This is a genomic window from Pseudoxanthobacter sp. M-2 (assembly GCF_046156265.1).
GTDB lineage: Bacteria > Pseudomonadota > Alphaproteobacteria > Rhizobiales > Segnochrobactraceae > CAMDHY01.
On sequence record NZ_JAWDIR010000014.1, the window covers coordinates 1 to 26,423 of the forward strand.

At 70.4% G+C, this 26,423-nt stretch carries 20 protein-coding genes, 1 tRNA gene and 1 pseudogene; 13 read left to right on the plus strand and 9 right to left on the minus strand.

Annotated features, from left to right (window positions below; genetic code table 11):
* Nucleotides 1-20: 20 nt before the first annotated feature.
* A complete protein-coding gene (locus tag RUR49_RS11015) occupies nt 21-719 on the minus strand; it encodes a DUF2161 domain-containing phosphodiesterase (protein ID WP_409146432.1) in 699 nt (232 codons plus the stop codon).
* A 96-nt stretch (nt 720-815) separates the two neighbouring features.
* Between RUR49_RS11015 and RUR49_RS11020 the strand changes: the two are divergent.
* Nucleotides 816-1,121 (plus strand): annotated as a pseudogene (locus RUR49_RS11020) (terminase TerL endonuclease subunit); the annotation flags it as partial.
* A 3-nt stretch (nt 1,122-1,124) separates the two neighbouring features.
* Here the strand turns inward: RUR49_RS11020 and RUR49_RS11025 are convergent.
* Nucleotides 1,125-2,228 (minus strand): PIN domain-containing protein, encoded by a 1,104-nt coding sequence (locus RUR49_RS11025; protein WP_409146433.1) that lies wholly within the window; start codon nt 2,226-2,228, stop codon nt 1,125-1,127.
* A 99-nt stretch (nt 2,229-2,327) separates the two neighbouring features.
* Nucleotides 2,328-2,404, minus strand: a tRNA-Arg gene (locus RUR49_RS11030).
* Nucleotides 2,405-2,781: 377 nt separating this feature from the next.
* On the opposite strand from RUR49_RS11030, the gene RUR49_RS11035 reads away from it, so the two are divergent.
* Nucleotides 2,782-4,479, plus strand: coding sequence for a LysM peptidoglycan-binding domain-containing protein (locus RUR49_RS11035; protein ID WP_409146434.1), 1,698 nt, complete (start codon nt 2,782-2,784; stop codon nt 4,477-4,479).
* Between the two features lie 56 nt (nt 4,480-4,535).
* Here the strand turns inward: RUR49_RS11035 and RUR49_RS11040 are convergent, their stop codons facing one another.
* The 5 genes from RUR49_RS11040 to RUR49_RS11060 form a co-directional block, all read right to left on the minus strand.
* Complete coding sequence (locus tag RUR49_RS11040; RefSeq protein ID WP_409146435.1) at nt 4,536-6,464, minus strand: ABCB family ABC transporter ATP-binding protein/permease; 1,929 nt, start codon at nt 6,462-6,464, stop codon at nt 4,536-4,538.
* Nucleotides 6,465-6,483: 19 nt separating this feature from the next.
* Complete coding sequence (locus tag RUR49_RS11045) at nt 6,484-6,849, minus strand: ArsR/SmtB family transcription factor (RefSeq protein ID WP_409146436.1); 366 nt, start codon at nt 6,847-6,849, stop codon at nt 6,484-6,486.
* A 190-nt stretch (nt 6,850-7,039) separates the two neighbouring features.
* Nucleotides 7,040-7,264, minus strand: a complete 225-nt coding sequence (locus RUR49_RS11050) for a type II toxin-antitoxin system HicB family antitoxin (protein WP_409146437.1) — start codon at nt 7,262-7,264, stop codon at nt 7,040-7,042.
* A gap of 44 nt (nt 7,265-7,308) precedes the next feature.
* Complete coding sequence (locus tag RUR49_RS11055; RefSeq protein ID WP_409146438.1) at nt 7,309-7,506, minus strand: type II toxin-antitoxin system HicA family toxin; 198 nt, start codon at nt 7,504-7,506, stop codon at nt 7,309-7,311.
* A 118-nt stretch (nt 7,507-7,624) separates the two neighbouring features.
* On the minus strand, nt 7,625-8,815 hold the full coding sequence (locus tag RUR49_RS11060) for a benzoate/H(+) symporter BenE family transporter (RefSeq protein ID WP_409146439.1): 1,191 nt from the start codon (nt 8,813-8,815) through the stop codon (nt 7,625-7,627).
* 190 nt (nt 8,816-9,005) lie between these two features.
* Here RUR49_RS11060 and RUR49_RS11065 point away from each other — a divergent pair, with 190 nt between their 5' ends.
* The 5 genes from RUR49_RS11065 (at nt 9,006) to RUR49_RS11085 (ending at nt 14,796) form a co-directional block, all read left to right on the plus strand.
* Complete coding sequence (locus RUR49_RS11065) at nt 9,006-9,977, plus strand: antibiotic biosynthesis monooxygenase (protein WP_409146440.1); 972 nt, start codon at nt 9,006-9,008, stop codon at nt 9,975-9,977.
* Between the two features lie 106 nt (nt 9,978-10,083).
* The gene (locus RUR49_RS11070; protein WP_409146441.1) at nt 10,084-11,226 is read left to right on the plus strand and encodes a glycosyltransferase family 2 protein; all 1,143 of its coding nucleotides are present in this window, start codon (nt 10,084-10,086) and stop codon (nt 11,224-11,226) included.
* Complete coding sequence (locus RUR49_RS11075; RefSeq protein ID WP_409146442.1) at nt 11,223-12,737, plus strand: glycosyltransferase family 39 protein; 1,515 nt, start codon at nt 11,223-11,225, stop codon at nt 12,735-12,737. Before RUR49_RS11070 ends, RUR49_RS11075 begins: the two co-directional genes overlap by 4 nt.
* Nucleotides 12,738-12,800: 63 nt before the next feature.
* On the plus strand, nt 12,801-13,490 hold the full coding sequence (locus RUR49_RS11080) for a Crp/Fnr family transcriptional regulator (RefSeq protein ID WP_409146443.1): 690 nt from the start codon (nt 12,801-12,803) through the stop codon (nt 13,488-13,490).
* Between the two features lie 100 nt (nt 13,491-13,590).
* Complete coding sequence (locus RUR49_RS11085; protein ID WP_409146444.1) at nt 13,591-14,796, plus strand: EAL domain-containing protein; 1,206 nt, start codon at nt 13,591-13,593, stop codon at nt 14,794-14,796.
* Between the two features lie 18 nt (nt 14,797-14,814).
* Here the strand turns inward: RUR49_RS11085 and RUR49_RS11090 are convergent, their stop codons facing one another.
* Nucleotides 14,815-15,840 carry an MBL fold metallo-hydrolase gene (locus RUR49_RS11090; protein ID WP_409146445.1) on the minus strand — a complete coding sequence of 342 codons (1,026 nt, stop codon included), beginning with the start codon at nt 15,838-15,840 and terminating at the stop codon, nt 14,815-14,817.
* Nucleotides 15,841-16,096: 256 nt separating this feature from the next.
* Here RUR49_RS11090 and RUR49_RS11095 point away from each other — a divergent pair, with 256 nt between their 5' ends.
* From RUR49_RS11095 to clpB, 6 genes are all read left to right on the plus strand, one after another.
* Entirely contained in the window at nt 16,097-17,350 is a 1,254-nt protein-coding gene (locus RUR49_RS11095) for an aspartate kinase (protein WP_409146446.1), read from the plus strand.
* A 109-nt stretch (nt 17,351-17,459) separates the two neighbouring features.
* Entirely contained in the window at nt 17,460-19,724 is a 2,265-nt protein-coding gene (ptsP, locus tag RUR49_RS11100; protein ID WP_409146447.1) for a phosphoenolpyruvate--protein phosphotransferase, read from the plus strand.
* Nucleotides 19,725-19,755: 31 nt separating this feature from the next.
* Nucleotides 19,756-20,850, plus strand: a complete 1,095-nt coding sequence (gene prfA / locus RUR49_RS11105; RefSeq protein ID WP_409146448.1) for a peptide chain release factor 1 — start codon at nt 19,756-19,758, stop codon at nt 20,848-20,850.
* Nucleotides 20,847-21,737 carry a peptide chain release factor N(5)-glutamine methyltransferase gene (prmC, locus tag RUR49_RS11110; RefSeq protein WP_409146449.1) on the plus strand — a complete coding sequence of 297 codons (891 nt, stop codon included), beginning with the start codon at nt 20,847-20,849 and terminating at the stop codon, nt 21,735-21,737. The genes prfA and prmC overlap by 4 nt, the downstream gene beginning before the upstream one ends.
* Nucleotides 21,738-22,308: 571 nt before the next feature.
* The gene (locus RUR49_RS11115; protein ID WP_409146450.1) at nt 22,309-23,322 is read left to right on the plus strand and encodes a DUF4167 domain-containing protein; all 1,014 of its coding nucleotides are present in this window, start codon (nt 22,309-22,311) and stop codon (nt 23,320-23,322) included.
* Nucleotides 23,323-23,511: 189 nt separating this feature from the next.
* Nucleotides 23,512-26,115 (plus strand): ATP-dependent chaperone ClpB, encoded by a 2,604-nt coding sequence (gene clpB, locus RUR49_RS11120; protein ID WP_409146451.1) that lies wholly within the window; start codon nt 23,512-23,514, stop codon nt 26,113-26,115.
* Nucleotides 26,116-26,423 lie beyond the last annotated feature (308 nt).

The following is a 26,423-nucleotide window of genomic DNA, read 5'->3' on the forward strand; positions in this document are numbered from 1 at the left end:
GAGCGTCCGCGGCCCCCTGCCTATGGCCCATCCCGCGTGGCTTCGCCCTCGCCGACCGGGTCTGTGGCCAAGCCGGGAGCCCAGGAAGCCAGTGCGCTTCGCCCGGTGTCGGTCAGCGCGTAGACCCCGCGCCCCGACCGCTCGAACCAGCCGTAGACATTGCGGTGGAGGATCTTCTGGGCGTCGGGGAAGGCGGGCTTGAGATCGCGCGGCCGCTTGGGCGCTGACGCCATGGCGGCGGCGCAGGCGAGCGCCTGCTGGCGATAGGCCGTCATGATCGGCTTGCGCGTGCCGCCGCCGGCGACGGGATCGCCCTGGCGCCGCCGGTGCTCCTCCACCAGCCGCGAGCGCCGCGCGGTCGCCTTCCGCGGCATCGGCGCGTCCGGTGACACGAGTATGTCGACGCGGCCGGACGCCGACACCCCGAGCAACCCGAAGCCGAGGCGCCGGCAGAGATTGCGATAGCGCGGATCACTCTCCCGCCCCTTGCCTCTGACGGAAAGCTGCGCCGCCAGCCAGATCTCGTCCGCGGCGGTCGCGCGATCGACCCCCTGCAGGATGAGCTCGAGGTTGAACGCGAGCTTCAGCTCGCCGATCACCACCACCGCCGGATCATCGCCCCGCAGCCCGACCAGGTCACAGGGACCGATCTCGCCCTTGACGGTGTAGCCGAGCCCTTCGAGGAAGCGCTTGACGGGCTCATACAGGGACGTTTCCAACGCGGGCCTCCGGTGGCGGACGGCGGGGACGATAGCCGGACATGTGTTGAGGAGAGGCGAATGGGGCGATGGGTGCCGGGTGGCGGGGCGCCCCGGGATGGCTTCCCAGCCGTTGAATTGCGGCAGGGGTGGGTGACGATGGCGCCGGCGGTGATGGCGCTCGAGCGCGCCGTGGTCGGCCGCCGCTTTCGCCACGGCGGCCATCCATTGCTGCGATGGTGCTTCGAGAACGTCGCTGTCGAGACCGACAAGGCCGGGAACAGGATGTTCCACAAGGGTCGTAGCCGCGATCGGATCTACGTGGCCGTTGCCGCGGCGATGGCGGTGGGGCGCGCATCGGCGGGTGAAAGCGGCGTCAGCGTCTACACAACTGATCGGCCGGACGGACTGTTGTTTTTATAGTCCTTACTCATCACGAAATGGATGAAGATAACCTAAGTCTACGTGAACGTCTCCCGGACCAATTACTTCGCAAGTTAAGAACTCAATTCCTTCTGGACCGGGGCGGTCGGCGCTTAGTAGTAATTCAGCTGGAACAGTAAAATCATGCTCTACTGAGTCTGAGCCAAGAGAGAAGGCCCCGTCTTCGTCTCTGGCGAGAAATTCAACGTGAACTTCGGTACGAAGGTGGATCGTTATTGCGATTGATACAGTAAATTCATCTTTGCTTGCCTCAAGCATCTTTATTTGTAGAGGATCTGAAAAATCGTGACCTGTGGCTGCCGCGCCATAATCCTCGGTCTCAAAGTACAATGGTGAACTTGCGTCGACATCGAGCGAAATCCGCTCCGCATATGTTTCAATAGCAGACTCAACCATGCCCTCGAGATCGCCGCCTAGGGGTTGTCCTAAAATTGATCTTACCTTTTCTACGATAAATTCGTCGCTTCGGTTAAATAGATCTAACATAGTTCCGACATTCTGCACTGAAACTAGCCACTTTGATGTCTTGCAATAAGCCATCCAGCCAGAATCGTTTGACGCAACCAATACATATTTCTGCTGAGACTCAGCCCATCCTTCAAGAATACTAAGAGCAATCGCGTCAGGAAATTCCTCTTTCTTTCCTGTCTTGTTGGCAAAAGGCGGAGTTGTTTGAAAATAGGCTTTCTGAATGTCGGATATTGAGCAATACGTAGTAGCGCCTAGAATCTCCAGTCCACTAGCAGCAACATACTCATCGAAAATTTCATCTGCCTTGGTAGCCGGGTCAGGCATCTCACAAAAAACAATACCCGAGTCAACAAATTGCTCTAGCTTCTTAGATGCGTCAAAGAAATCTTGAAAAGCCCGCGCTACTGACGCAGTTAGACCCTTTCTGACCTCAAACTCCACTGTATCGGCTACAACAAATCGGGTCCTCGTCCCAGTAAACTGACGAAAACTCAGCAAGCCCTTGCTAGTTAATCTTAGATTGTATTTGTAGAAGATTGAGGTATCAAGCGAAACTCCCCCGATATCACCGCGGCCGATTGCCAGTCGTATGTCTTCTTGGCTCAATTCAGGCATTTGTAGCAGCCCATATAGAAGCTCGCTGTAGGCTGCTTCCTATATGCTTCCTGTCGCGGTGTGGCATCGTAAAGGGAGATCGCAAGTGATTGAAAAATATGGCGCACCCGACACGATTCGAACGTGTGACCTTTGCCTTCGGAGGGCAACGCTCTATCCAGCTGAGCTACGGGTGCCTGCGCGACGGCGCCCCAGGAGGCGCGTCGACGGCTGAAGGCTCTCATAGCGGATCGGCCGCCGCCTCGCAACGCTCGCGTCCGCGTCGCGTTGCGCGCGCCGGTGACGTCACCCGGCGCGCGCCGGCCGCGCGGCGGGCGCCGGCTCGTGTCGCCGTCGTCACACTACTGCCACGATCTTCGCGGCAGCCGCCGCGTTAACTTGCTGTGCCCGTGCATCGCGTATAACGGAAAGACAGCGGATGCCGCCGCGACTCGCGCCGCCGCTTCGCCGGGAGGGCGCGACGGGGGTCGGTCGGCGCCGCACAGTCTCAGTGGCTGGCCGGAGATGGCTGCCGCGCCGTGTGGCGTCCTCCGGTCCTGGCGGGAACATCGGTATGGGCACCTCGCGCCGGCTCCTCGGCATCGTCCTGCTCCTCGTCGTCGTCGGCGGTGGCGGCTACCTGCTCTATGGCGAGCACCAGCGCCAGACGGCGGAGCGCGAGGCCGCCGCGACCGCGCCCGCCGCGGAGGCGCCGTCGGCCACGGCGGAGAGCGCGCCCGCCGCCTCGACTTCCGACACGTCTTCATCGGCGGCCTCGCCCGCAGATGCGCTGTCTGCCCCCGCGACCCCGGCGACCGAAGGCGCGGCCGACACCGCCGCGACCGCCGGCTCCTCCGCCTCGACATCCGCCACCGGCACCGGTTCCACTCCGGCGGACACGGCCGCCGACGGCGCCGCGCCCGCCGGCACCGCCGCGTCCAACGACACGGCTCCCGCACCGCCCGCCACGGCTGCCGCGCCGGAGACGATCTCGCAGCCCGAGCCCGTCGTGCCGACCGTCGCGGGCGAGGCCGCGCCGCCGACGGGAGCGCCCACCTTCGACGTCGTCCGGGTCGAGCCGGGCGGCGATGCGGTCATGGCCGGCCGGTCCGAGCCGGGCATGGTCATCGCGCTGTTCGCCAACGGCAAGGAAATCGGCCGCACGCGCGCCAATGACAGCGGCGAATGGGTGATCACCCTCGAGGAGCCGCTGGGGCCGGGCGAATATGTCGTCACCATCGTCGGGGCGACGCCCGATGGGTCCCGCCAGGTCGAGTCGGTCGACCGCATCGCCGTGTCGATCCCGCAGGGCAAGAGCGAACCGCCGATGGTGGCGCTGATGTCGCCGGATGCGCCGACGAAGGTGTTGCAGCAGCCGGAGGCGCCGGCCGCCGTCGCCGCCGCGTCCGGTGCACCAGCGGCCGCGACGGCCGACGCCGCATCCGGCGGTTCCGCCGCGCCTGCCGCCACCGCGGGTGCGGTCGCTGGAGCGGCACCCGCCGCGGTCGCCGCCGCGCCCGGGAGCGCCGCCCCGCCGCCGACGTGGGCGCAGCCGTTCGCCACCGGCGGTAACGCCGCCACGTCGCAGGCCGCTGCCCCGTCACAACCTGCCGCCACGGCCTCCCAGCCCGCCCCGGCTGAGCCTGCCGTTGCTGCCGCGCCGGAAACGCCCGCGGCGGCCGCCCTGGCGGTCGGGATGGTGGAGAAGGACGGCGACACCGTCACCGTCACCGGCGCCAGCCTGCCGGGTGCGACGGTGCGGCTCTACGTCAACGACGCGCCGGTCGGCGAGGCGGTGGCGGACGCGGCCGGCCGCTGGACGTTCACCGGTCCGCATACCGTCGGGCCGGGCGACCACACCGTGCGTGCCGACCAGGTCGACCCCGCCACCGGCACGGTGATGGCGCGCTCGGCGGTGCCCTTCGAGGTGCTGTCGGCGGCCGAGATCGCCGATGCGCCGGCGACGCCGGAGACGCCGGCCGTCGTCCTGCCGCCGCCCACGGTCGCCGAGACGGCGATGATCGCCGCGGCGCCCGAGCCGGCCGCCCCCGCAGCCGCCGCCGGGACCACGGCTGCCCGCGCCGACGCTGCGGCGGGGGCCGGCATGCGGAAGATCCGCATCCGCAAGGGTGACGACCTGTGGACGCTGGCGGAGCGCTACTACGGCAAGCGCCGGGGCGTGCGCTACACCGCCATCTACCGCGCCAACCGCAAGCAGATCCGCAATCCGGACCTGATCTATCCCGGCCAGGTGTTCGTCATCCCGCGCTGAGGAGGGCGACAGGGGCCGCGGCGACGGAGGCCACTCCGCGCCGCGTCGCGCCCGGTTCAGCCGACGGCTTCCGGCTTGGTCAGGGCCAGATCCGCGGCGTCCGACGAGCCCGTGACGCGTTCCCCGTCGTTGGCATCGTCCGCGTCCGGCTCGCCGGCCTCGCGCGCCTCCTGCTGGCGGCGCCACATCACCGCATAGAGGCCGTCGGCGGCGATCAGCCCGGCATGGGTGCCGCGCTCGACGACGCGGCCCTGCTCGAGCACGAGGATCTCGTCGGCGTTCACCACCGTCGACAGCCGGTGCGCGACGACGACGGTGGTGCGGTTCGCCGAGACCTGGTCGAGGGCGGTCTGGATCTCCTGCTCGGTGCGGGTGTCGAGCGCCGAGGTGGCCTCGTCGAGCACCAGGATCGGCGGCGCCTTCAGGATGGTGCGGGCGATCGCGACACGCTGCTTCTCGCCGCCCGACAGCTTCAGCCCGCGCTCGCCCACCTCGGTGTCGTAGCCCTTCGGCAGCGTCTCGACGAAGCCGGCGATCTGGGCGAGTTGCGCCGCCTGGCGCACCTCCTCCTCGCTCGCCGCGGGACGGCCGTAGCGGATGTTGTAGGCGATCGAGTCGTTGAACAGCACGGTGTCCTGCGGGACGATGCCGATCATCCGCCGGAGGCTCTCCTGGGTGACGTCGCGGATGTCCTGGCCATCGATCAGGATGCGTCCGCCGGTGACGTCGTAGAAGCGGTAGAGCAGGCGGGCGATGGTCGACTTGCCGGCACCGGAGGGGCCGACGATCGCCACCGTGCGGCCCGCGGGCACGACGAAGTCGACGCCCTTCAGGATCTCGCGGTCGGCGTCGTAGTGGAAGGCGACGTTCTCGAAGCGGATCTCGCCGCGCCCGACGACGATCGGTGCGGCACCGTCCTTGTCGGAGACCTCCGGCGGCACGCCGAGCAGGTTGAACATCGCCTCGATGTCGGCGAGGCCCTGGCGGATCTCGCGGTAGACGAAGCCGATGAAATTCAGCGGGATCGACAGCTGCATCATCAGCGCGTTGATCATCACGAAGTCGCCGACGGTCTGGTCGCCGCGCGCCACCGCAAACGCCGACAGCCCCATGCACGAGACCATGCCGATGGTGAAGATCACCGTCTGGCCCTGGTTCAGCCAGGCGAGCGACGTCCAGGTCTTGATCGCCGACTGCTCGTAGCGCGCCATCGACTTGTCGAAGCGCTCGCTCTCCAGGCGCTCGTTGCCGAAGACCTTGACGGTCTCGAAGTTGAGGAGGGAGTCGACCGCCTTGCCGCTCGCCTCGTTGTCGCTGTCGTTCATCTGGCGGACGATGGCGATGCGCCAGTTCGACATCGCCACGGTGAACCACATGTAGAGCCACAGGGTGGCGGCAACGACGCCCACATACCAGACGTTGAACTGGTACCAGATGACGATCGCCGTCAGCACGAACTCGAGCAACGTCGGCATCGAGTTGAGAATGGCGAAGCGCACCACCGTCTCGATGCCCTTGGTGCCGCGCTCGATGACGCGCGACAGCGCGCCAGTGCGCCGCTGCACGTGGAAGCGCAGCGACAGGGCGTGCAGGTGGGAGAAGGTCTCGTTAGCGAGGGTGCGCACGGCGTGCTGGCCGACGCGGGCGAACAGCGCGTCGCGCAATTGGTTGAAGCCCATCGCCAGCACGCGGCCGCCGCCATAGGCGAGCACCAGCATGATCGGCACCCACAGCATGGCGCCGACCGCGGCTGCCCGCGAGGTCTCGTCGCTGACGAGGGAATCCGTCGCCCACTTGTAGGTGTAGGGCACGAGCACCGTGATGACCTTCGCCACCACCAGCGCGAAGATCGCCGCGACGACCCGCACCTTCAGGTCCGGCCGCCCCTCCGGCCACATGTAGGGCCACAGGTTCGCCAGCGCGGCGAGGGTCTGCCCCCGGTCGGCGGAAACGCGGCCGCGGACGCGCGGCTTCGGAGCTTGCATGGTCGTCGTTGTCCCTGGCTCAGACCGTTTCCCGGATGTCGAGATCGGCCTGCTTTGTGGTCTCGTTGGTCCGGCAGCAGCCGGCGACGCCCGCCTCGATCTGGCCGGCGAGGCCGCGCAGCATGGTCGCTGCCGCCAGCGCCCTTGCGCGGTCGATCGAGTAGTTGGCGCGCGGCCCCTCGATGACGCCCTGGATGAGCCCGGACTCCTTCAGGATCTTCAGGTGCTGCGACACCGTCGACTGCGCGAGCGGCAGCCGGCGGACGATGTCACCGCAGCAGCACCCGCCCGCCGCCCCGATCGCCTCGATGATCGCAAGCCGCGCCGGATGGGCGAGCGCCTTCAGCAGCCCGGCGGAATCGAGGTCGGTCGCCGGATAGCGCATCGGTGGGAAATCCCGCGGGTGATCGGCCATCGTCGATAGACGATGAAGCGGGCGGCGGCAAGATGCCGAAGGCTCACGATATGCAGTGACGGAATGCGGTCGCGCGACTGCTGTCGAGTAGAGGACGACGGCCAGGCCCGGCTAAGGGCCGGCCAATTGCGGCCGGATCACGCTGGGGAGGATAGATTGCTCACTCCGCGGCGACGACGTGCCTCGTCGGTGACGGCACTGGATGGCCCACGTCTCGGGCGGCTTCGATCCAGGTCGCGATTGCGTCCTGGACATTGGCGAGCGCCTCTTCGGGCGTCGTGCCATCCGACATGCAGCCGGGAAGATCGGGCACGAACGCGACGAAGCCGCCGCCGTCAGCCTCGGACAGTGGCTCGATCGTCACCGGATATACGAGCGAGGTCATCGGCCCCTCCTGACAGCGTCGATAAACGCGACGAGCTTTCGGATTTAGATGGCCTTGATCGGCCTCTTGTAGGGCACGGTCAGTTTCTCGGCAATGTTCGGGTGCGCGACCTTGTAGTGGGAACTGCCGCCCCGCGCGGGCTCGCAAAGCACCTCGTTCTCTCGGCATATGGCCTTGACGTCCTCGATCGTCCAGTCGCCGGCCGGGTTGGCCCGCATGCGTTCGAGGCGAGAGCGGCTCAAGCGGTCCTCCGTCTCTTCTCGACGCCCACGTCCGGCGTCCGAGACTGGCGGCAGGACATGTGGCACTTGCGGAAGCAGGTTCTCTCGAACGGACAATGATATCCACTGCCGTCCGCAGCTACCCCCCGCGCCTCCACAACCTGCCGTGCAGGGCGGAGACGGCGAGGCCGGCGACGAGGCCCCAGAAGGCGGAGCCGATGCCGAGGAAGGCGAGGCCGGAGCCGGCGAGCAGGAAGGTGACGAGGGCGGCGATGCGGTCCGGCTCGCTCTCCAGACCCTTCAGGATTGCGGCGGCGAAGGCGCCAAGCAGCGCCAGCCCGGCGACGCCCTGGATGAGCAGCGGCGGCGCCAGCGAGACGAGCACCACGGCGGCGGTGGCGGCGAGGCCGATCGGCACGTAGGCGCAGCCGGCGGCGAAGGCTGCTATCCAGCGCCGCTCTGGAAGCGGGTGGGCGTCGGGCCCGGCGCAGAGCGCCGCGGTGATCGCCGCGAGGTTGATCGACAGCGCGCCGAACGGGGCGACCAGCACCGACGCGACGCCGGTCCAGGCGATCAGCGGGCCGGGGTGGGGTCGGTAGCCGTAGGTGGCGAGGACGGCGAGGCCGGGGATGTTCTGGGAGGCCATCGTCACCAGGAACAGGGGCAGTGCCACGCCGATGAGGGCGTCCAGGGTGAAGGTCGGCGTCACCAGCACGAAGGTCGGCGACAGGTCGGGGATGGGGCCGGCGAGCGCGCCGGGATCGAGCGCCAGCGCGACGATCGCCGCGATGAGCGCCGCCGGCACGGCATAGAGGCGCCAGAAGCGCCCGACGATCAGCCAGACCAGCATCACCGGCAGCATCAGTAGCGGGATCTCGCCCACCGCCTGGAACGGCGCCAGCACCAAGGGCAGCAGGATGCCGGCGAGCATGGCGCCGGCGAGGGGGCCGGGAATCGCCGCGACGAGCCGGCCGAACGGTTTCCACGAGCCGGCGGCGACGAGCAGCAGGCCGGTGACGAGGAAGGCGCCGACGACGGCCGGAAAGCCGCCTTCGACCGCCGCCGTGGTGGCGAGCAGCGCGCCGCCCGGCGTCGACCAGGCGACCGAGATCGGCATCTTCGTCCACGCGCTCAGCGCCATGCCGGCGACACCCATGCCGATCGTCAGCATGGTGAGGCCCGAGGCCGCCTCGTCGGGGCTCGCGCCCATCGCCGAGAGGCCGGCGACGATCACCGCGAACGACGAGCCGAAGCCGACGAAGGCCGCGAGCATGCCCGCAGCGACCGGCTGCAACAGACCCGCAGCGGGGCCGGAAGCGGGGGTGGTCATGGCGGATCCTCGGGCGGAAGGGCGGGCGGGAGCCTCGCTCATATACCCGCGTGCCCCGATTGCGAACCCCGCCGACGGCGACGGCCCGGCGGTCGTAGAGTGAGGCCGCTGCCGCTGGACGCGGACCACCCGCGCCGCGATGCTCATGGCGTGGCGCGCGTCGCCGCGGCGGGGCAGGGGAGCGGGGCGGATGGCGGAACAGGGGCCGGGCGGGCGTATCGCCCTCGTCGTGCGCCGGCGTGTGGCGGACGAGGCCTATGCCGAGTTCACGCGCTGGCAGGCGAAGGTCAGTGAGCAGTTGCGCAGCGTGCCGGGCTTCCTGCGCCAGGAACTGGTGCCGCCGGCGCCGCCCCACCAGCTCGACTGGCTGGTTATCCAGAGGTTCGAGACGCTCGCCGCTGCGCGCGCCTGGCTCGATTCGCCCGAACGCGCGCGGCTCCTCGCCGAGATCCGCCGCGACCTCATCGGGCCGGAGGAGACGCGCCTCTTTCCCGATGCCGGCGGCGAGCACGACGCGGCCGTCTCCGTCGTCTTCACCTACACGATCGATCCCGCCGACGCGGCTGAGTTCGAGGCCTGGCAGCGGCGCATCCAGGACGCCGAGACCGCCTTTGCGGGCTTCCTGCGCCACAAGATCGAGGCGCCGAAGCCGGGCCTCCACGACGACTGGGTGGTGGTCGTCTCCTACGCCACCGACGCCGACCTCGACCGCTGGCTCGCCTCGCCTGAGCGAACGGCCGTGCTCGCCGAGGGGCAGCGCTTCATCGAGCGGATGCAGTACCGCCGCAACAGCTACGGCTTCGGCTTCTGGTTCCGGGAGGGCGAGGCGGGCGGCCGGGACAATTTCGCTATCCTGCGCACCAACCTCATCGTGCTGCTCGTGCTCTATCCGGTGGTGGCGCTGTGGAACCTCGTGCTCGCCGGACCAGTCGCCGACGTGGGCGTGCCGCCGTGGCTGGCGCTCTTCCTCGGCAACCTCTTCGCCTCGCAGATCCTCGGCTGGTGGGCGGTGCCGGCGGCGGCGCGCCGCTTCCGCTGGTGGCTCGCGCCGGCTGCGGGCCGGCGGCAGCGGCTTGCCGGCTACGCCGTGGTGATGGTGCTCTATGCCCTGTCGATGGCGATCTATGCCGGCCTGCTCGCGTCGGGCGTGGGTGTCCGCTGAGGGAGACACGGACGCGCTGCCTGCAAGCCCGCTTGCAAACCGCCGCCGCTTGCCTAGTTTGCCGCTCGCCCGTGACAGCCCTGCGGGCGCGACCGATCGAGCCTCCGTGAACGACGCCCCCATCCCGCACCGTCTGAGCCCGGCCGGCGCGCCGCTGCCGCACCGCGCCGCCCCGGAAGTGACGGTGGTGCTGCCGACCTACAACGAGCGCGGCAACATCGCCGAGGCGATCGCCCGCGTCGGCCGCGCCCTCGAGGGTGTCGACTGGGAGGTGATCGTCGTCGACGACGACAGCCCGGACGGCACCGCGGCGCTCGCCAAGGAGATCGCCGACGTCGATCCGCGCGTCCACTGCATCCGCCGCGTGGGCCGCCGCGGCCTCGCCGGCGCCTGCATCGAGGGGATGCTGGCGAGTTCCGCACCGATCGTGGCCGTCATGGACGCCGACCTGCAGCACGACGAGGCGCTGCTGCCACTGATGCTGTCGGCGGTGCGCTCGGGGGAGGCCGACATCGCCGTCGGCAGCCGGTTCGCGGAAGGGTCCGCCACCGACGGCCTGTCGTCGCAGCGTCGCACCGTCTCGACTGTCGCCAACACGCTCGCGCGGATGCTCCTGCGCGTCCGCCTCACCGACCCGATGAGCGGCTTCTTCATGTTGCGCCGGGATGCGGTGGAGGCGGTGGCCGACCAGCTCTCCACCCAGGGCTTCAAGATCCTGCTCGACATCATCGTGTCGATGGAACGCCGACCGCGTATCGCGGAGTTCGGCTACGTGTTCCGGGAGCGCGGGGCCGGCGAGAGCAAGCTCGATGCGCTGGTGGTGTTCGAATTCGCGGGTCTCATCGTGTCGAAGCTTCTCGGCGGCATGGTTTCGGTGCGCTTCGTACTGTTCGCGCTCGTCGGGCTGTCGGGTGTTGTCGTCCACCTCGGCTGCCTGCGCGCCCTGCTCGCGCTCGATGTCGGCTTCGCTGCCGCCCAGACAGCGGCGACCTTCATCGCCATGACGACCAACTTCTTCCTCAACAACCACCTGACCTACCGCGACCGCCGGCTGAAGGGGTGGCGGGCGGTGCGCGGGCTCCTCAGCTTCTATGCCGTCTGCGGCATCGGCGTGCTCGCCAATGTCGGCGTCGCCAAGTGGGTCTACGGCATGGATCCCGGCTGGTGGGTCGCCGGCATCGCCGGGGCGCTCGTGGGCGCGGTGTGGAACTACGGGGCGAGCGCCGTCGTCACGTGGCGCGTCAGGTGACGCGCGCGGGCCGCTTCTTCGGCTCGGCCGTCGGCGCAGCAGCGGTCGTCGCAGCGCTCACTCTCGTCCGCCTCGCCGTCGCCGGTTACGCGCCGCTCACCGAGGACGAAGCCTACTACCGCCTCTGGGCGCTCCATCCTGCCTTCGGCTATCTCGACCACCCGCCGATGGTCGCCTGGTGGATGGCCGGCGGCATGGCGGTGGCGGGCGACACCGCGCTCGGCGTGCGGCTCGTGTCCGTGTTGTCGGTGATGGTGGGCTCGCTGGCGCTGTGGCGCTCGGCGCTGATCGTCGCGGGCGACGCCGCCACCGCCGCGAGAGCGGTCATCTGGTTCAACGCGACGCTGCTCGTCGGCATCGGCAGCGTCGTCGCCACCCCCGACCAGCCGGCGACGCTGTTCTGGGGGCTGGCGCTCTGGGCGGTGCTGGAGAAGGTGCGCTCCGGCGACGGTCGCTGGTGGCTGGCCGTCGGCCTGTTCGCCGGCCTCGGCCTGCAGTCGAAGTACTCGACGCTGTTCCTCGGCGCCGGCCTCGTGCTGTGGCTCGTCGTCTCGGCCGAGCGGCGGCGCTGGCTCGCCGATCCGTGGCTGTGGGCCGGCGGCCTCCTCGCGGTGCTGCTGTTTGCGCCGGTCATCGCCTGGAACGCCGCCCATGACTGGGCCTCGTTCGAGAAGCAGTTCGGGCGGGCCGCGGCCTCCGAGTGGACGCTCGCCTACCTGCCGGAGCTCCTCGGCGGGCAGATCGGACTTCTCGGGCCGCTGATGGTGCCCTTCGTCGTCGCCGGCCTGTGGCTCGCGGGACGACGGCGGACGGCCTCGGGCGGCTCAGCCGAAGCCGACGGGGCAGGGGAGGCGGGCCGGTCGCTGCTGGTCCTCTCCAGCATCCCCTTCGCCCTCTACCTTCTCGTCCATGCCCTGCACGACCGCGTGCAGGCGAACTGGCCGGCGCCGCTTTATCCGGCCTTCGCGCTGATCGCCGCCGCCGCCGCCGCGCGCACCGGCGACCTGTCGGGCCGAACAGGCCGCATGCTCTCGGCGCTCAGGGCGTGGGTGGCGCCGGTCGGCATCGCCACCGGCCTCGTCGCCTTCCTGCTCCTGATGCACCCCTCCGGCTTCGGCCTCGCCGGCCTGGATCCGGCTCGGCGCTATCGCGGCTGGGACGCAGCCGCCGCCGAGATCGAGGCGAAGCGGGTGGAAGTGGGGGCGGCCTGGATCGCCACCGGCGCCTATGGCCCGACTGCGATGCTGTCGTGGGAACTCAAGGACGTGCCGGTGGTGCAGCTCGACGAAAGGCTGCGCTACGCCGCCGCCCCGCCGCCGTCCGCCGACCTTCTCGCCCGGCCGGGGCTGCTCGTCCTGCGCGAGCGCGCCGGCGAGACCGAGCGCCTCACCGCCCGCTTCCGCTTCGTCGAGCCGCTCGGCACGGTGACGCGTCGCGCCGACAACGCGACGGTCGCCCGCTACGCGCTGTTCCGCGTTTCCGACCCCGTCGGCGACCCGCTCGCGCCCTGACTTTTCTGAGGCAGGCCGGGCAACTTTCCGTATACTCCGCGCCGCGACGGGATGGAGGCGGACATGCCGGTGGACGAGCGCTTTCTCGATGCGAGCTTCTCGCTCGAAGGCCTGTCGGGCACGCTCGCCGCGCGCCTCGCAGCACTCGCCCGCGTCGTGACGGTGCCGCAGGGCAAGGTGCTGTTCTCGGCCGGCGACCCGGGCGACGGCCTCTACACCGTCCTCGACGGCTCCTTGAAAGTTATCCTCTTGTCGGCCGATGGCGACGAGCAGCTCCTCGCCGTGCTCGGCTCCGGCGCGGTGTTCGGTGAACTCGCCCTGTTCGACGGCAGGCCGCGCTCGGCGACGGTGGTGGCCCTGAAGGACTCGACGCTCGCCTTCATGGAGCGCGTCGCCTTCGACCGGCTGGCGAGCGAGACGCCAGAGATCTACCGCCACATGCTGCGCATCGTCGGCAGCCGGCTGCGCCACGCCAACGACGTGCTGGCGGCGCGCAGCTTCCTGCCGCTGCCGGGGCGGGTGGCGCAGGCGCTGCTCCAGCTCGCCGACAGCTTCGGGCGGCCCGTCGATCCAGACCGCACACTCATCCACTACAAGGTCTCGCAGGCGGAGATCGCCTCGATGGCCGGCGGCGCGCGCGAGAACGTCAGCCGCATCCTCAACGACTTCCGCCGCACCGGCGTGATCTCCCGCATCTCCGGCTACTACTGCATCGAGAAGCGCGCCACGCTCGCGAGCGCCGCATCGCTGTAGGCGCCGGCGGCAGGCAGGAACCGGTGCAGGCAGGAACCACCGACGCCGGCGCGTCCGGTGCTGTACAATCGGTCGCCTCGCCTTCCGACGGAGCTTCCCCGTGTTCAGCGCGCCCTATCCCGACAATCTCTTCCTGCCCGCCGGCGCGATGCTCTTCAACGAGGGGGACGAGGGCAACGCCGCCTTCCTGATCAAGTCGGGAAGCATCGAGGTCTTCCGCTTCCGCGACGACTGCGAGCAGGTAGTGGCGAACCTCGGGCCCGGCGACCTCCTCGGCGAGATGTCGGCGCTCGACCGTCGCCCGCGCACGGCCGGCGCGCGCGCCACCGTCGCCAGCGAGCTCGTGCCGATCACCGCCGATCAGATCGAGCGCCGCATCGCTGACGCCGATCCCGTCCTGCGCCTCTGCCTGAAGCTCGCGACCGAGCGCTTCCGCGAGGCCGTGGCCGAGACCGATACGCCGCGGATCGCGACGACGGCGCGAGGCGGCGAGCTCGGCGCCGCCTTCGAGATGATCGAGCTCGAACGCGAGATCGACCGCGGGCTCACGGCGGGCGAGTTCGAGCTTTTCTACCAGCCGATCGTCCGCCTCGCCGACGGTACGCTCGCCGGCTGCGAGGGGCTGGCGCGCTGGCGCCACCCCAAGCGCGGCCTCGTGCCGCCGGGCGATTTCATCCCCGCTGCCGAGGCGAGCGGCCTGATCGAGCGGCTCACCGACTGGTGCGTCGCGGAGGCGATCGGCCGCCGCGACGCCCTCGCCGGAGCCGCGGGCGGGGCGTCGGGCGGCTTCTTCGTCACCGTCAACGTCTCGGGTCGAGATCTCGCCCGCCCGCAGTTCGCCACGACGGTGGGTGACGCCGTCGCCGACGCCGGTATCTCGCCGGCGAGCGTCAAGCTCGAGATCACCGAGAGCATGCTGATGGCCAACCCGGACGGGGCGGCGAAGATTCTCAACGACCTGCGGGCGCGCGGCCTCGGCGTCGCCATCGACGACTTCGGCACCGGCTATTCGAGCCTCAGCTACCTCGCGACACTGCCGATCACGACCCTGAAGATCGACCGCTCGTTCGTGCTGGCGCTCGCCGACAGCCGCGTCAACGCGCGCATCATCCAGACGATCCTCAGGCTCGCCGACGAGCTCGGCATCGCCGCGGTGGCAGAGGGCATAGAGGACGCGGCGGCGGCAGCGACGCTCCGGCAGATGGGCTGCACCTACGGCCAGGGCTACCACTTCGCCCGGCCGCTGCCCTTTCCGGACTTCGTGGCGTGGGCGCAGGCCCGCACCGCGGCTGCCCCGTCCACCTGATCCCCGGCGATCCGGCCGTCAGGCCTGCTGGAAGCGCCAGACGCCGTCCGCCTCGACGCGCACGAGCCGCTCCGTCGCGACGAGGTGATTGAGGTGCGACAGTGCCTCGCCGGTGGCGAGCAGCAGGTGGAAGCCCGCGAGCGGGCGCTTGAACAGGAAGGGCAGCACGTCGCGCACCCGCACCGGCGCCTCGGCCGCGCCGACGGCGGCGGCGAGGCGCTGTTCGTGCTGGCCGGCGATCTCGCCCGCCCGCGCGGCGAGCCCACGGAACGGCTCGTTGTGGCCCGGCAGCACCAGCGGATCGCCGACCGTCGCGACCAGCCGGGCGTTCGCCTCGAGGAAGGCGCCGACGCCGTCGAGCTCCGGGCTCCACCAGGCGACGCCGACGTTCGGGCTGATCTTCGGCAGGATCTGGTCGCCGACGAGCAGGAGGTCGCGCTCGGCCGACCACAGGCAGGCGTGGTGGGGGGAGTGGCCGGCGGTCTCGATCACCGTCCAGTCGCTTCCGCCGGCGCGAAGCGGCACGGCGGGGTCGAGTGGCACGACGCTCTCGGCGAGGTCCGGATAAGTGCGGCTGAGGCCGCGGCCGTTATGGGCCATCTCCGCCGCTTCGTCGGCGGTGAAGCCGCAGCGCCGGTAGTGGCGGGCCGCCGCCTCCGAGGCCTCGGCGGGATCGGTACGGGCTAGGCGCGCTGCGAGCGCATGGCCCTCCGGCAGCATCAGGATCGGCGCGTCGACGGTGCGCGAGAGCCAGCCGGCGGCGCCGTAGTGGTCGGGGTGGTAGTGCGTCACGACGATGCGCCGGATCGGCCGCCCGGCGAGCGGGCCGCGGGCGAGCAACTCGGTCCACAGCGCCCGTGTCGGACCGTCGCCGAAACCGACGTCGACCAGTGTCCAGCCGTCGCCGTCGTCGAGCGCGTAGGCGTTGACGAACTCGAGCTCCTTGATCGGAACCGGAATCTTCAGGCGCAGGATGCCATCGGCGACGGCGAAGGGCATGGCCAGCGGCACCGGGGCGCCGTCGGCGGTCGAAGGATCGGTCATGGCGGGCGTCGACTCGGGAGTGCGGAGGAAGCCCGACCATACACGAGGCGGATGCTGCCGGCGCGCGTCGACCCGCCGCGCCGCCGCGCGCCCCGGCGACGCCCTGGAACCACTCCGATCGGCGGCCATGCCGTTGCGGGAGCGCGACCTTTCCTGTATCACCCGCCGCCGATCCCGCCGGCCCGGCGGACCGCTTCCACGGTGCGCCGGGTCCAACGACAGCCGCCGACCCTCCGGCCGCTACAGAGCCTCTCGAATGGCCCGTCTCGTCATGAAGTTCGGCGGCACGTCCGTCGCCGATCTCGACCGCATCCGCAACGTCGCCGCGCACGTCAAGCGCGAGGTCGACGCCGGCAACGAGGTTGCCGTCGTCGTCTCGGCGATGGCGGGCGAGACGAACAAGCTCGTCGGCTGGTGCCGCGAGGCCTCGCTGCTGCACGATGCCCGCGAATACGACGCCGTGGTGTCTGCCGGCGAACAGGTGACGTCCGGGCTGCTCGCGATCGTGCTGCAGTCGATCGGCGTCAACGCCCGCTCCTGGCAGGGCTGGCAGGTGGCGATCCTCACCGACGCCGCCCACGGCGCCGCCCGCATCACCGGCATTTCCTGCGAGCTCCTGAAGGAGCGCATCGCCCAGGGCCAGGTGGCCGTGGTCGCCGGCTTCCAGGGCATCGCCCCCGACAACCGCATCGCCACCCTCGGCCGCGGCGGCTCCGACACCAGCGCCGTGGCGCTCGCCGCCGCGATCGGCGCCGACCGCTGCGACATCTACACCGACGTCGACGGCGTCTACACCACCGACCCGCGCGTCGTGCCGCGCGCGCGCCGCCTCGCCCGCGTCTCCTACGAGGAGATGCTGGAGATGGCCTCGCAGGGCGCCAAGGTGCTGCAGGTCCGCTCGGTCGAGCTCGCCATGGTGCATGGCGTGCGCACGTTCGTCCGCTCGAGTTTCGACGACCCGAACGCCCCGCAGGTCGGCGAAGGTAACCTTCCCCCCGGGACGCTGATTTGCGGCGAGGAGGAGATCTTGGAGAATCAGGTCGTCACCGGCATCGCCTACTCGAAGGACGAGGCGCAGATCTCGATCCGGCGCGTCGCCGACAAGCCGGGCGTCGCCGCCGCCGTGTTCGTGCCGCTCGCGGAAGCGAACATCAACGTCGACATGATCGTGCAGAACGTCGCCGGCGACGGCCGCACGACCGACATCACCTTCACCGTGCCGGCGGCCGACTATGACCGCGCCCGCAAGGTGATCGAGACCGCCCGCGAGGCGATCGGCTACGCCGAGATCGAAGGGGCGATCAACGTCGTCAAGGTGTCGGTGATCGGCATCGGCATGCGCAGCCACGCCGGCGTCGCCGCCGCCTGTTTCCGCGGCCTCGCCGAGCGCGGCATCAACATCCGCGCCATCACCACCTCCGAGATCAAGATCTCGGTGCTGATCGACGCGGCCTATGCCGAGCTTGCGGTGCGGACTTTGCATTCGCTATACGGGCTAGACGCGGCCTGACCGCGCACGCCCGCGCGGGCTGCGGGTCGCCGCGCGGCGCGGCCGCCGGCCGGTCGCCGGAAGGCCCGCGCCGATCCGCAACCGTCGAGCGCGGGAGATGAAGGGCGCGATGCGTGGCTCACCAGCCGGACCGCGCCTGTTGTTGCGCCGCCTGCGCGAGGCGATGGCCGAGCCCATCGGCGCGCAGGAGCGGCTCGACAAGATCGTCGTCCTGATCGCCGCCAACATGGTGGCCGAGGTCTGCTCGGTCTACATCCTTCGCGCCGACGACGTCCTCGAGCTGTTCGCCACCGAAGGCCTCAACCGCAGCGCCGTCCACCAGACGACGTTGCGCGTCCGGGAAGGCCTCGTCGGCCTGATCGCCGCCGAGGCGATCGCGCTCAACCTCTCCGACGCCCGCTCGCACCCCGCCTTTGCCTACCGGCCGGAGACGGGCGAGGAGGTCTACAACGGCTTCCTTGGCGTGCCGGTGCTGCGTGCCGGCCGCATCCTCGGCGTGCTGGTGGTGCAGAACCGCGCCCGCCGCACCTACAGCGAGGAAGAGGTCGAGGCGCTGCAGACGACGGCGATGGTGATCGCCGAAATGTTCGCCGCCGGCGGCTTCGAGACGATCGCCCGCCCGGGTGCGCCGCTCGACTTGCGCCGGCCGATGCGCCTGCATGGCACCGTGCTGTCGGACGGTGTCGGCCTCGGCTACGTCGTGCTGCACGAGCCGCGCGTCGTCGTCACCGACCTCATCGGTGAGGACGTCGACCATGAGCTCGGCCGGCTCGCCACGTCCCTCGACAAGCTGCGCCTGTCGGTCGACGACATGCTCGCCCGCCGCGATGTCACCGACGGCGAGCACCGCGACGTGCTCGAGACCTACCGCATGTTCGCCCGCGACCGCGGCTGGGCGCGCAAGATGGAGGACGCGGTCCGCAACGGCCTGACCGCGGAAGCCGCGGTCGAGCGCGTGCAGTCCGACACCCGCGCCCGCATGCTGCGCTCCACCGACCCCTATCTGCGCGAGCGGCTGCACGACCTCGACGACCTCGCCAACCGCCTGCTGCGCGAGCTGATCGGCCGGCCACAGCTCGATGGCGCCGACAAGCTGCCGAAGGACGCCATCGTCGTCGCCCGCAACATGGGCGCGGCCGAGCTCCTCGACTACGACCGCGACCGCCTGCGCGGGCTGGTGCTGGAGGAGGGCGGGCCGACCAGCCATGTCACCATCGTCGCCCGCGCCCTCGGCATCCCCGCCGTCGGCCAGGTCGCCGGCGCGGTGTCGCTGGTCGAGCGCGGCGACGCGGTGATCGTCGATGGCGAGGCCGGCGAGGTGCACTTCCGCCCGCCTTCCGACGTCGAGACCGCCTATGGCGAGAAGGTGCGCTTCCGGGCGCGCCGGCAGGCGCAGTACCGGCGGCTGCGCTCAAAGCCTTCGGTGACGATCGACGGCCACGCCGTGACGCTGCAGCTCAATGCCGGCCTGCTCGTCGACATGCCGCATCTCGACGAATCGGCGGCGGCCGGCATCGGGCTGTTCCGCACCGAGCTCCTGTTCATGGTCGCCTCGCAGCTGCCGCGGGTGAACGAACAGGTGGCGATCTACCGGCGCGTCATGGACGCCGCCGGCGACCGCCCAGTGACGTTCCGCTCCCTCGACATCGGCGGCGACAAGATCCTGCCCTACCTGCGCTCCGTCGAGGAGGAAAACCCGGCGATGGGCTGGCGGGCGATCCGGCTCGGGCTCGACCGTCCGGCGCTGCTGCGCACCCAGATCCGCGCCCTCCTGCACGCCGCCGCCGGCCGCGACCTCCGGCTGATGTTCCCGATGGTGGCGTCGACGGCGGAGTTCCGCGCCGCCCGCTCGCTGGTCGATCGCGAACTCCGCCACCTGAAGCGCCACGCCCATCGCATCCCCGACTATGTCCGCCTCGGCGTCATGCTGGAGGTGCCGTCACTGCTGTTCGAGATCGACGAACTGCTTGGCGAGGTCGACTTCGTCTCGGTCGGCTCGAACGACCTCTTCCAGTTCATGACCGCGACCGACCGTGGCAACATCCGCGTCGCCGACCGTTATGATCCCCTGTCGCTGCCGTTCCTGAGGGCGCTGAAGCGCATCGTCGACCGCGCCGCGCTCGCCCACGTGCCGGTATCGCTGTGCGGCGAGATCGCCGGCCGGCCGCTGTCGGCGATGGCATTGATCGCGCTTGGCTACCGCACCATCTCCATGTCGCCGTCGGCGATCGGCCCGGTGAAGGAGATGCTGCGCGCCCTCGACGTCGGCCGGCTGCGGGCGCGGCTCTTGCCCCGCCTCGAGCCCGGGCGCTGGAACGGCGACCTCAGGGCCTTCCTCGCCGAATACGCCGCCGAGCACGACATTCCCGTCTGAGCCCGAGCCAGAACCCGGAACCCAGGCCTCCATGCTGCCCACCGCCAAGCTCGACGGCATCCTGTCGCGATTCGAGGAGATCGAGGCGCACATGGCGGCCTCGCCCGAGCGCGACACCTATGTCCGCCTGACCCGGGAGTACGCCGAGCTCGAGCCGCTGGTCGCTTCGATCCGCCGTCTGCGCAGGGCCGAGCGCGAGGCGGCCGAGGTCGAGGAGCTGATCGCCGAGGCCGCCGGTGACGCCGAGATGGCGCGCGTCGCCGAGGGCGAGAAGGCCGCACTCGCCGAGGCCATCGAGGCCCTCGGCCACGAGATCCGCCTCGCGCTGCTGCCCAAGGACGAGGCCGACCGCAAGAGCGCCATCCTCGAGGTGCGCGCCGGTACCGGCGGCGACGAGGCAGCGCTGTTCGCCGGCGACCTCTTCCGCATGTACAGCCGCTATGCCGACCGTCGCGGCTGGAAGGTCGAGCTCCTGTCGGCGAGCGAGGGCGAGGCGGGCGGCTACAAGGAGGTGATCGCGGCGGTGAACGGCACCGACGTGTTCGCCCGCCTGAAGTTCGAATCCGGCGTCCACCGCGTCCAGCGCGTGCCCGACACCGAGGCGTCGGGCCGCATCCACACCTCGGCCGCCACCGTCGCCGTGCTGCCGGAGGCGGAGGACGTCGACGTCGACATCGCCGACGGCGACCTGCGCATCGATACCTTCCGCGCCTCCGGCTCCGGCGGCCAGCACGTCAACACCACCGATTCGGCCATCCGCATCACCCACCTGCCGACCGGCATCGTTGTCGCCGTGCAGGACGAGCGCTCCCAGCACAAGAACCGCGCCAAGGCGATGACGCTCCTGCGCTCGCGCATCTACGACGCCGCCCGCGGCCGCCTCGACAACGAGCGCGCCGCCGCCCGCCGCGGCCAGGTCGGCTCCGGCGACCGCTCCGAGCGCATCCGCACCTACAATTTCCCGCAAGGCCGCGTCACCGACCACCGCATCAACCTCACCCTCTACAAGCTGCCGGAGCTGATGGAGGGCGGCGGCGCCCTTGACGAGCTGATCGACGCGCTGCTCGCCACCCACCAGGCGGCGCTGCTCGCCGACCAGGACGGCGAGCGGAGCACGGCGGCGTGAGCGTACCCGCCGGCGATGCCTCGCCGGTCGCTCGCCCGGCGACCGCCGGCGCGCTCCTCGCCAACGCCCGAACCCGCCTGCGCGCCGCCGGCATCGACACCGCCGATCTCGACGCCCGCCTCCTCGTCGCGAGTCTGCTCGGCCTCTCGGCGGCGCGCCTGATCGTCGACGGCGACCGCGCGGTGGGGGAGGGGGAGGCCGAGCGCGTCTCCGCCGCCGTCTCCCGCCGCGCCGCCGGCGAGCCTGTGGGCCGCATCCTCGGCGAGCGCGAGTTCTGGGGGATCGCCTTCCGCCTCAATGAGGCGACGCTGGAGCCGCGCCCGGATTCGGAGACGATCGTGGAAGCGGCGCTGGCGGCCTGCGAGGGCCGCGACCGGCCGCTGCGCATCCTCGACCTCGGCACCGGCACCGGCTGCCTGCTCGTTGCCCTCCTCACGGAGTGGCCCGAAGCCAGCGGCATCGGCGTCGACCTGTCGCCCCGCGCTCTAGACGCCGCCCGCGCCAACGCCGAAGACGCCGGTGTCGGTGCGCGCGCGCTGTTCGTCCAGGCCGACCTCGGCCGCCCCGTCGCAGCCGGGCTCGACCTCGTCGTCTCCAACCCGCCCTACATCCCGAGCGGCGACATCGCCGGCCTCGACCGCGAGGTCCGCCTGCACGATCCGCGGCTCGCCTTGGACGGTGGCGCCGACGGGCTCGACCCCTATCGCCGGCTGCTGAACTGGGTCGGCGGGGCCTTGCGGCCGGGCGGGACTGTGGTGCTGGAGGTGGCACCGGACGGAGCGGGCGCCGTCGCGGGTCTCGGCGAGGATGCCGGATTTTCGGTGCTCGAGGTGCGCGCTGACCTCGCCGGCAGGCCACGGGCGGTGGTCCTGCGGTGTGCAAATTAGTCCTTGGAATGCCAGAACGAAGCGGCTAACGTCCGCTCGCCGAAGCAAAGCGCGGAAGACTTGAGCCGCGGGGGCCGATTCGGGCAGATCAGCGACACAGCCTTGCAGGGCTACAGTCGGAACGCCTCGTCCTGGGCCGGACGGACGGTCGTTCGGAATGCCGCCTGCGAGCTGTCTGGACCGCGATCCGCTTTTCGGTCGCCGGAGGTGACGCTGGTTGGGGCCTTCGCCAGCCATCGCTCCTGGGGCTTCGCACACATCCGAGATTCGGGCCCGGCCGCCGCAGTGCAGCGGCGCCGGACACGAGAAGCGGTTCGACTGGGTTGGCCTCTGCCTTCCCGCCGCACCGCGGTGATCGACGGGACAGGCGGACCGAACGATCGCTTCCACCATCGGGCTCGGCCGACGAGCGGTCGCGGTGCGCCAGGGGCGCAGTGCCACCATCATCGTCGGCGCCCGGCGACGCGGCGCGAGCCGGCGTCGCAGCCGACAGGCCGAGGCACGCCCCGGCCGTCGTCTCCCGGACCGTCAGAAACCAACGCCAGCGCTGTCCGCAAAGAGAAGCAAACGGATGAGACCAAGTAGTTCGAACAAGCGCCTTCGCGGCAGGACCCGCAAGGGCCCGAACCCTCTGACGCGGTCCTTCGAGTCCAACGGGCCCGATGTCAAAATCCGCGGCACAGCGATGCACATCGCCGAGAAGTACGTGCAGCTCGCGCGCGACGCGCAGGTCTCCGGCGACGGCGTCATGGCGGAGAACTACTTCCAGCACGCGGAGCACTATTTCCGCATGATCGCGGCGGCGCAGCCGCAGCAGACCGGCCCCGGTCAGATGGGCTACGGCCGAGACGACGAGGGGGAGGAGGAGTACGAGGGCCGCGGCGAGTTCAACAACCGCCCTGAACCCTACGGCCAGCCGCAGCCCCAGCCCCAGCAGCAGCCCCACCGCGGCAACGGCATGCCCTACCAGGGCCACGAGCAGGGCGACCATCGCGGCTACGAGCAGCGCGACAACCGCGGCTACGAGGGCCGCGGCAACGACCAGCGCGGCAACGACCAGCGTACCGATCAGCGCGGCGGCGAGCCGCGCTCCTACGAGGGTCGCCGTGACGAGGGTCGCACCTATGGCGACCAGCGTCCGCCGCGCGAGCCGCGCCCGCCCTATGAGGGACAGCGCTCGCAGCACGAGCCGCGTCACGGTGGCGAGCAGCGCCGCTACGACCGGGCGCCGGCGCCGCAGAACGGCGGCGTCAACGGCCACGTTCCGGTAGCTCCCGCCCCCGTCGCCGCACCGCTCCCCGGCCTCGGCCCGCAGCCCGATCTCGAGCCTCCCGTCACGACGCAGCCGGCCCCGGTGCCCGTCGCGGCCGTGGCGGCCCCGGCCCCGGCACCGGCTCCCGAGCCGGCGATGGCCGACGCCGATGCCGGCGCGCCCGTCGCGGCGACCGAGGACGGCGCCCCCCGTCCCCGCCGTCGCAGCCGCGGCAGCCGCGGTCGCGGCCGCCGGGCGGACGGAACCACCGGCGAGGAGGGCGATGGCGCGCCCGCGCTTCCCTTCGCCGAGGACGGCGCCACCGAGGGCTGATCCGCCCCGACATCACATCGTGCGAAAAGGGGGCTTCGGCCCCCTTTTTGTTGCTCCTATGCAACACCATATCGCCGTCGGAGCCGGCCCGCATGGGCGGCTCCGCCGGTGGCCGCCATGCGGCACCGGAGGAACCGACGGCCGCGCAGGGCCCCAGCGAGGGCGGCGCGGCGGGAAGGAGACCGGTCCATGAATTTCGAGAAGTACACCGAGCGCGCCCGCGGCTTCGTGCAGTCCGCCCAGACCAACGCGCTTGGCCAGGGACACCAGCAATTCACCCCCGAGCACATCCTGAAGGTGCTGCTCGACGATCCCGAGGGCCTCGCCGCCGGACTGGTGGCGCGTGCCGGAGGTAATCCGCAGGCCGCACTCGCCGGCGTCGAGCGGGCGCTCGCCAAGCTGCCCAAGGTCGCCGGCGGCGGCAGCGGCCAGCTCTATCTCGCCGGCGCCACCGCCAAGGTGTTCGCCGAGGCCGAGCGCCTCGCCCAGAAGGCGGGTGACAGCTTCGTCACGGTCGAGCGGCTGTTGTCGGCGCTCGCCGCCACGACGGACGCCGAGAGCGCCAAGATCCTGAAGGACGCCGGCGCGACGCCGCAGGCGCTCGAGCAGGCGATTGCCGAGCTCCGCAAGGGCCGCACCGCCGATTCCGCCTCCGCGGAGACGCAGTACGACGCCCTGAAGAAGTACGCCCGTGACCTCACCCAGGCGGCGCGCGACGGCAAGCTCGATCCGGTCATCGGCCGCGACGACGAGATCCGTCGCACCATCCAGGTGCTGTCGCGGCGCACCAAGAACAACCCGGTGCTGATCGGCGAGCCCGGCGTCGGCAAGACGGCGATCGCCGAGGGCCTCGCTCTGCGCATCGTCAATGGCGACGTGCCCGAGAGCCTGAAGGACAAGAAGCTGCTCGCCCTCGACATGGGCGCGCTGATCGCCGGCGCGAAATATCGCGGCGAGTTCGAGGAGCGTCTGAAGGCGGTGCTGTCGGAGGTGACGGCGGCCGAGGGCCAGCTCGTGCTGTTCATCGACGAGATGCACACCCTCGTCGGGGCCGGCAAGGCCGACGGCGCGATGGACGCCTCGAACCTTTTGAAGCCCGCGCTCGCCCGCGGCGAACTGCACTGCATCGGCGCCACCACCCTCGACGAGTACCGCAAGTACGTCGAGAAGGACGCGGCGCTGGCGCGGCGCTTCCAGCCCGTCTTCGTCGGCGAGCCGACGGTCGAGGACACCGTCTCGATCCTGCGCGGCCTGAAGGAGAAGTACGAGCAGCACCACAAGGTGCGCATCTCCGATGGTGCGCTGGTGGCGGCCGCGACCCTGTCGAACCGCTACATCACCGACCGCTTCCTGCCGGACAAGGCGATCGACCTCGTCGACGAGGCCGCTTCGCGCGTCCGCATGCAGGTCGATTCGAAGCCCGAGGAGCTCGACGAGATCGATCGCCGGGTGATCCAGCTGAAGATCGAGCGGGAGGCGCTGAAGAAGGAGACCGACACCGCCTCGCGTGACCGGCTGCAGCGGCTCGAGAAGGAGCTCGCCGATCTCGAGGAGCAGTCGGCCGAGGTGACGGCGCGGTGGAAGGCCGAGAAGGACAAGCTCGGCAGCGCCGCCGACCTCAAGAAGCAGCTCGAGGATGCCCGCAACGAGCTCGCCAACGCCCAGCGCCGCGGCGAGTACCAGCGTGCCGGTGAGCTCACCTACGCCGTCATCCCGGGTCTCGAGAAGCAGCTTGCCGAGATCGAGGCGAGCGGCGGCGGCGCCGACGGCATGGTGGAGGAGGTCGTCACCCCCGACCACGTCGCCCAGGTCGTCTCGCGCTGGACCGGCGTGCCGGTCGATCGCATGCTGGAAGGCGAACGTGAGAAGCTCTTGCGCATGGAGGACGAGCTCGCCAAGCGCGTCATCGGCCAGGCTGAGGCGGTGCACGCCGTCTCGACGGCCGTCAGGCGTGCCCGCGCCGGGCTGCAGGACCCGAACCGGCCGATCGGCTCGTTCATGTTCCTGGGCCCGACCGGCGTCGGCAAGACCGAGCTGACCAAGGCGCTCGCCGCCTATCTCTTCGACGACGACACCGCCATGGTGCGCATCGACATGTCGGAGTTCATGGAGAAGCACTCCGTGTCCCGACTGATCGGCGCCCCTCCCGGCTATGTCGGCTACGAGGAGGGCGGTGCGCTGACGGAAGCCGTGCGCCGTCGGCCCTACCAGGTCGTGCTGTTCGACGAGATCGAGAAGGCCCACCCGGACGTCTTCAACGTCCTCCTGCAGGTGCTCGACGACGGGCGTCTGACGGACGGGCAGGGGCGGACGGTCGACTTCCGCAACACCATCATCGTGATGACCTCCAACCTCGGCTCCGAGTACCTGGCGAATCAGGGCGACGGCGAGGACGTGGCGGAGGTGCGCGATCTGGTGATGGGAGCGGTGCGCGCCCACTTCCGGCCGGAGTTCCTGAACCGGCTGGACGACATCATCCTGTTCCACCGCCTGCGGCGGACGGAGATGGGGGCGATCGTCGACATCCAGCTGCTGCGTCTGCAGAAGCTCCTCGACGACCGGCGCATCCGGCTGGAGCTCGATCCCTCCGCGCGCGCGTGGCTCGCTGACAAGGGCTACGACCCGGTCTACGGCGCGCGGCCCCTGAAGCGCGTCATCCAGCGCGAGGTGCAGGACCCGCTCGCCGAGAAGATCCTCGCCGGCGAGATCGCCGACGGATCGGTGGTGCGGGCGACGGCGGGCACGGATCGCCTGCTGTTCGCGCCGGCTGAAGCGGCCGATGAGGCCGCCTGACCGGCACGGATGATGGAGTTGCTCCTCCCCCTCCCGGACTCGCGGGAGGGGGAGGAGCTAGTCGAGAACGAGCGAGAAAGAACGGACTAGGGGGGAGGCGTCCGCGTTCGCCCACTCGTCTCGGCTGCAGGGGGCCGCACGTCCGAGGACGGCGACGGCGTTTCTCCCAGTTGGCGCGCCTGTTTCGCAGCGCGATTATCGATTGCGGTATTACCGTAACCCGGTCTAGACCTGAGCCCAGAGTTCAGGCGCCGACACTTCGAGTCAAGCGCCCAATTTCGAAATTGCCGCACGTTTTCGCGACCCGT

Bases quoted from the DNA above. Each gene is read 5' to 3' on its own strand.
- ptsP (WP_409146447.1), top strand. From the start codon at position 17,460: ATGCGTGGCTCACCAGCCGGACCGCGCCTGTTGTTGCGCCGCCTGCGC.
- clpB (WP_409146451.1), top strand. From the start codon at position 23,512: ATGAATTTCGAGAAGTACACCGAGCGCGCCCGCGGCTTCGTGCAGTCC.
- RUR49_RS11090 (WP_409146445.1), bottom strand. From the start codon at position 15,840: ATGACCGATCCTTCGACCGCCGACGGCGCCCCGGTGCCGCTGGCCATG.
- RUR49_RS11060 (WP_409146439.1), bottom strand. From the start codon at position 8,815: ATGACCACCCCCGCTTCCGGCCCCGCTGCGGGTCTGTTGCAGCCGGTC.
- RUR49_RS11115 (WP_409146450.1), top strand. From the start codon at position 22,309: ATGAGACCAAGTAGTTCGAACAAGCGCCTTCGCGGCAGGACCCGCAAG.
- RUR49_RS11040 (WP_409146435.1), bottom strand. From the start codon at position 6,464: ATGCAAGCTCCGAAGCCGCGCGTCCGCGGCCGCGTTTCCGCCGACCGG.
- RUR49_RS11050 (WP_409146437.1), bottom strand. From the start codon at position 7,264: ATGACCTCGCTCGTATATCCGGTGACGATCGAGCCACTGTCCGAGGCT.
- RUR49_RS11065 (WP_409146440.1), top strand. From the start codon at position 9,006: ATGGCGGAACAGGGGCCGGGCGGGCGTATCGCCCTCGTCGTGCGCCGG.
- RUR49_RS11035 (WP_409146434.1), top strand. From the start codon at position 2,782: ATGGGCACCTCGCGCCGGCTCCTCGGCATCGTCCTGCTCCTCGTCGTC.
- prfA (WP_409146448.1), top strand. From the start codon at position 19,756: ATGCTGCCCACCGCCAAGCTCGACGGCATCCTGTCGCGATTCGAGGAG.
- RUR49_RS11080 (WP_409146443.1), top strand. From the start codon at position 12,801: ATGCCGGTGGACGAGCGCTTTCTCGATGCGAGCTTCTCGCTCGAAGGC.
- RUR49_RS11025 (WP_409146433.1), bottom strand. From the start codon at position 2,228: ATGCCTGAATTGAGCCAAGAAGACATACGACTGGCAATCGGCCGCGGT.
- RUR49_RS11045 (WP_409146436.1), bottom strand. From the start codon at position 6,849: ATGCGCTATCCGGCGACCGACCTCGATTCCGCCGGGCTGCTGAAGGCG.
- RUR49_RS11095 (WP_409146446.1), top strand. From the start codon at position 16,097: ATGGCCCGTCTCGTCATGAAGTTCGGCGGCACGTCCGTCGCCGATCTC.